5 protein-coding genes are annotated in these 5,041 nt (G+C 73.4%); 2 read left to right on the top strand and 3 right to left on the bottom strand.

The features are described from left to right. From JWR81_RS30640 to leuC, 3 genes are all read right to left on the bottom strand, one after another. Nucleotides 1–273, bottom strand: a 273-nt coding sequence (locus JWR81_RS30640) for an HU family DNA-binding protein (RefSeq protein WP_297660901.1), incomplete at its 3' end; no start/stop codon positions are given. Between the two features lie 127 nt (nt 274–400). Further along, nucleotides 401–994, bottom strand: coding sequence for a 3-isopropylmalate dehydratase small subunit (gene leuD, locus JWR81_RS30635; RefSeq protein WP_297660899.1), 594 nt, complete (start codon nt 992–994; stop codon nt 401–403). Next, nucleotides 994–2,406: a 3-isopropylmalate dehydratase large subunit gene (gene leuC / locus JWR81_RS30630; protein WP_297660897.1), complete on the bottom strand. Its 1,413-nt coding sequence runs from the start codon at nt 2,404–2,406 to the stop codon at nt 994–996. Before leuC ends, leuD begins: the two co-directional genes overlap by 1 nt. Nucleotides 2,407–2,468: 62 nt before the next feature. Between leuC and JWR81_RS30625 the strand changes: the two genes are divergently transcribed. Then, nucleotides 2,469–3,170: an IclR family transcriptional regulator gene (locus tag JWR81_RS30625; RefSeq protein ID WP_297660895.1), complete on the top strand. Its 702-nt coding sequence runs from the start codon at nt 2,469–2,471 to the stop codon at nt 3,168–3,170. A 210-nt stretch (nt 3,171–3,380) separates the two neighbouring features. After that, on the top strand, nt 3,381–5,041 hold a 1,661-nt coding region (locus JWR81_RS30620; RefSeq protein WP_297660893.1), incomplete at its 3' end, for an Hsp70 family protein.

Here is a 5,041-nt window from a genome sequence, read left to right as displayed (position 1 = left end):
GCCGCCGCCGACCGCGGCGCGGAAGCCCGCGCCCGGGCGGAAGGCCGGCACGGTGGTGGCGGGGACGTCCACGGTCTCACCGGTGCGCGGGTTGCGGGCCACGCGCGCGGCGCGGGCGCGGGCCTCGAACACGCCGAACCCGGTGATCGAGACGGAGTTGCCGCCCTTGACGGTGTCGACGATGGTCGCGAGCAGCCCGTCGACCGCGGTGGCCGCGGTGCGCCGGTCGCCCATCCGCGCCGCGAGCGCGTCCACGAGCTCAGTCTTGTTCATGAGCGAGACCGTAGAGGCTGGTCAGGCGGTTGCGCCAGCAGGCTCGCAGGGTGATTCCGTTGCGGCGCAACGGAATCACCCCGGACAAATCGCGGGATCCGTTGGCGTGCAACGGATCCGGCGTTGCTCAGGCGGGTGCGGTGGTGGGCAGCCGTGACGGCCGATTCGCCTCGAACGCGGTGATGTCGTCGGCGTATCGCAGCGTGAGGCCGATGTCGTCGAGCCCGTTGAGCAGCCGCCAGCGGGCGTAGTCGTCGATGTCGAAGCGGAGCGTGAGGTCCTTGGCCTGCACCGTCTTCTCCTGCAGGTCGACCGTGACCTCGGTGCCCGGCTCGTTCTCCAGCAGCTTCCACAGCAGCTCGACGTCGGGCTGTGCGACCTGCGCCGCGACGAGGCCGCCCTTCGAGGAGTTGCCGCGGAAGATGTCGGCGAAGCGGGAGGCGATGACGACCCGGAAGCCGTAGTCCATCAGCGCCCAGACGGCGTGCTCGCGCGAGGAACCGGTGCCGAAGTCCTGCCCGGCGACCAGCACCGAGCCGCGCGAGAACGGCTCCTGGTTGAGGATGAAGCTCTCGTCCTGGCGCCAGGCCGAGAACAGTCCGTCCTCGAACCCCGTGCGCGTGACGCGCTTGAGGTACACGGCCGGGATGATCTGGTCGGTGTCGACGTTGGCGCGGCGCAGCGGCACGCCGATGCCGGTGTGGGTGGTGAACGCTTCCATCAGTCCAGGTCCTCCGGGCTGCTCAGCGTCCCGCGGACGGCGGTCGCGGCAGCGACCAGCGGCGAGACCAGGTGGGTGCGGCCGCCCTTGCCCTGGCGGCCCTCGAAGTTGCGGTTCGACGTCGACGCGCTGCGCTCACCGGGGGCGAGCTGGTCGGGGTTCATGCCCAGGCACATCGAGCAGCCCGCGGAGCGCCACTCGGCGCCGGCCGCGGTGAACACCTTGTCCAGGCCCTCGTCCTCGGCCTGGAACCGCACGCGCATCGAGCCGGGCACCACGAGCATGCGGACGCCGTCGGCGACCTTGCGGCCGTCGATGACCTCCGCGGCGGCGCGCAGGTCCTCGATGCGGCCGTTGGTGCAGGAGCCGACGAACACCGTGTCGACGTGCACCTCGCGCAGCGGCGTGCCGCCCTCGAGGCCCATGTAGGTGAGCGCCCTCTCTGCGGAGACGCGCTCGTTCTCGTCGACGATCTGCGACGGGTCCGGCACGTTCTCGCTCAGGGGCAGACCCTGGCCGGGGTTGGTGCCCCAGGTGACGAACGGCGTGAGCGCGTCGGCGTCGATGGTGACCTCGGCGTCGAACACCGCATCGTCGTCGGTGCGCAGCTCGCGCCAGGCAGCGACGGCCTCGTCCCACTCCGCGCCCTTCGGGGCGTGGTCGCGGCCCTCGAGGTAGGCGAACGTGGTGTCGTCGGGGGCGATCATGCCCGCGCGGGCGCCGGCCTCGATCGACATGTTGCAGATCGTCATGCGCGCTTCCATCGAGAGGTTCTCGATAACGTTGCCGCGGTACTCGAGCACGTAGCCCTGGCCACCGCCGGTGCTGATCTGCGCGATCATCGCGAGCACGACGTCCTTGCTCGTGACGCCGGGCCGGAGCTTCCCGTCGGCGCTGTTGACGTTGACCGCCATCGTCCTGAACGGCTTCAGCGGCAGCGTCTGGGTGGCCAGCACGTGCTCCACCTCGGACGTGCCGATGCCGAACGCCATCGCCCCGAACGCGCCGTGCGTGGAGGTGTGGCTGTCTCCGCAGACGACGGTCAGCCCGGGCTGGGTGAGCCCCAGCTGCGGGCCGATCACGTGCACGATGCCCTGCTCGGCGTGGTTCATCGGGTAGAGCGTGACGCCGAACTCCTCGCAGTTGCGGCGCAGTGTCTCCACCTGGGTGCGGGAGACCTCGTCGGCGATCGGCGCGAGCACGTCGAGCGTCGGTACGTTGTGGTCCTCGGTGGCGACGGTGAGATCGGGCCTGCGCACCGGTCGCCCGGCGAGCCGCAGCCCGTCGAACGCCTGGGGGCTCGTGACCTCGTGCACCAGGTGCAGGTCGATGTAGAGCAGGTCGGGCTCGTCGCCCTCGCCCTTGCGGACGAGGTGCTGCGCCCAGACCTTCTCGGCCAGCGTGTGTCCCACGCCTACCGCCTCCTGTGTTCCGTGGGTGGACGTTTCATATGGTGGGAAGTTAGTATCGACTTGTGAGACAGCATAGCGGCATCGGCGTCCTGGACAAGGCCGTGGGGGTTCTGCGAGCGGCGGCCGCCGAGCCCTGTGGCCTGGCCGAGCTCTGCGAGCGCACCGGGCTCCCCCGCGCCACCGCGCACCGGCTCGCCGTCGGCCTCGAGGTGCACGGCCTGCTGTACCGCGGCTGCGACGGCCGGTGGCGGCCCGGCCCCACGCTCGCCGAGCTCGCCGCGGGCGGCGTCGACCCGTTGCTGGAGGCCGCCGCCTCCGTCCTCCCGCGGTTGCGCGACATCACCGGGGAGAGCATCCAGCTCTACCGCCGCGAGGGTGTTCAGCGCCTCTGCGTGGCCACCGCGGAGCCCAGCAGCGGCCTGCGCGACACGGTGCCCGTCGGCTCCCGGCTGCCGATGACCGCGGGATCCGGGGCCAAGGTGCTGGCCGCCTGGGCGGAGCCCGCCGTCCAGCGCGCGATCCTCTCCGAGGCCACGTTCGGTGAACGGGTGCTGCTCGACGTCCGGCGGCGCGGGTGGGCACAGAGCGTGGCTGAGCGCGAGACGGGCGTGGCCAGCGTGTCCGCCCCCGTCCGCGACGGAGCCGGGCAGGTCGTGGCCGCCGTCTCCGTCTCCGGGCCGGTGGAACGCATCGGACGTCGTCCCGGCGTGCGCTGGGCCGCCGACCTGCTGGCCGCGGCGGAGGCCCTGCAGCACCGCCTCTGATCGCGTGACGCATCACCCGACGATGCCGGTACCCGCACGATCGGCCGCCCGCCGTCACGCTAACGTGACCTTCCACCGGCTCGATGGACTACTGAGTGTCATGGAGCGGGATGCGTCGCGGACGGAGGTACGGGTGACGGCGAGCGGTCTCGCGGGCAGGTCGGTCCCCCGCTCCGGCGACGTGCCGGTGCGGCGCGGCAAGGGAGTGCAGTGACTTATCTGCTCGGCATCGATGTGGGCACCACCCGCACCGCCGCCGCCATCAGCCGCGCCGGTGGCCGGCCGGGAGAGATCGAGGTCTTCAACCTCGGCGACCGCTCCAGCGCCGTCCCCTCGGTGCTGTTCCTCGGCAGCGACGGCGCGGTGGTGGTCGGCGACGCGGCCGAACGCCGCGCGAGCACCGACCCCGGCCACGTCGTCCGCGAGTTCAAGCGCCGCATCGGCGACCCCACCCCGATCGTCGTCGGCGGTCGCCCGTGGGCGCCCGAGGAGCTCTCCGCCCTGCTGGTGCGCTGGGTCGCCGACCGGGTCGCGCAGCGCGAGGCCGGCGGGGCGTCCCGCATCGCCGTCACGCACCCGGCGTCGTGGGGCACGCACAAGAAGGACCTGCTCGGCGCCGCGCTGACCCACCACGGCCTGCCCGTCACGTTCCTCGCCGAGCCGCAGGCCGCAGCCATGCAGTACGCGGCGGGCGAGCGCGTCGAGCCCGGCTCCACCATCGCCGTCTACGACTTCGGCGGCGGCACGTTCGACGCGGCGGTCGTCCACAAGGAGGCCGGCGGCTTCGGCCTGATGGGACGGCCCGAGGGCGTCGAGCGCCTGGGCGGCGTCGATCTCGACGAGATCGTGTTCGAGCACGTCCGCGAGGGTCTCCCCGAGGCCTTCGACGGGCTGGACGACACCGACCCCGCCACGCTCGCCGCCGTCGCCGCCGTCCGCCGCGAGTGCACCGAGGCCAAGGAGGCACTGTCGGCGGACACCGAGGTGTCCATCCCGGTGCTCACCCCCGCCGGACAGGGGTCCGTGCGGCTGCACCGCAGCGAGTTCGAGGCCATGATCCGACCGCACGTCGAGGAGACCGTCGGCGCCCTGCGCCGCGCCGTCGCCTCCGCGGGCCTGACCCCGGAGCAGCTGACGGCCGTCCTGCTCGTCGGCGGGTCGTCCCGCATCCCGCTCGTCGCCCAGCTCGTCTCCGAGCAGCTGGGCCGTCCGGTCGCCGTGGACGCCGACCCGAAGAACGCCATCGCGATGGGCGCCGCGCAGTCGCTCATCCCGCCGTCGCCGTCAGGCACCGGGGCGTTCGTGGCCGCCCCCCGCGCCGGCGTCGCCTCGTCGCAGCCGATCGGTGCGGCTCCCACCCCGCCGATCGGACAGGTCGCGTACCCGCAGGCGGGGCCCGCCGGCGGCGCCCCGCGGCCGGCGATCGCGGGCACCGGAACGTTCGCCGCGCACGCGGTCGCGGGCGATGTCGACCACACCCCACCCACCCAGCGCATCTCCGCCACCGGAAGCCTCCCGCCGAGGATGGCGGCGCCGATGCCCCCGCCGCGTCCGGCGTTCGCCGACCGGCCCCTCGTCGAGTACGACCACGTCCCAGCCCGCTCGGCGGGCCGCACGCTCAGCCCCGCGCTGCTCGTGAGCGTCGGCGGTGCGCTGGCGGCCGTGGCGATCGTCGCCGCGGCGTTCCTGTGGCCACGGCAGGTCGTCACCGTGCCCATCGGGGTCCAGAACGCCGACCCCACCCCGGCCTCGGTCGCCCCCGCCCCCGTCACCACCACGCAGGCACAGCCGCCCGTCACCACCGCGCCCGAGATCGAGGCCCCGGTGAGCAGGCCCCCGCGCGCCACCCAGGCGCCCGCGCCGCCGATCGT

This window comes from Pseudonocardia sp., assembly GCF_025965585.1.
Taxonomy (GTDB): Bacteria; Actinomycetota; Actinomycetes; order Mycobacteriales; family Pseudonocardiaceae; genus Pseudonocardia.
This window is presented reverse-complemented; position numbering and strand designations above follow the sequence as displayed.

What these genes read in the sequence shown, in the direction of transcription:
- leuD (WP_297660899.1), bottom strand. Translation starts at nt 994, where the DNA reads ATGGAAGCGTTCACCACCCACACCGGCATCGGCGTGCCGCTGCGCCGC.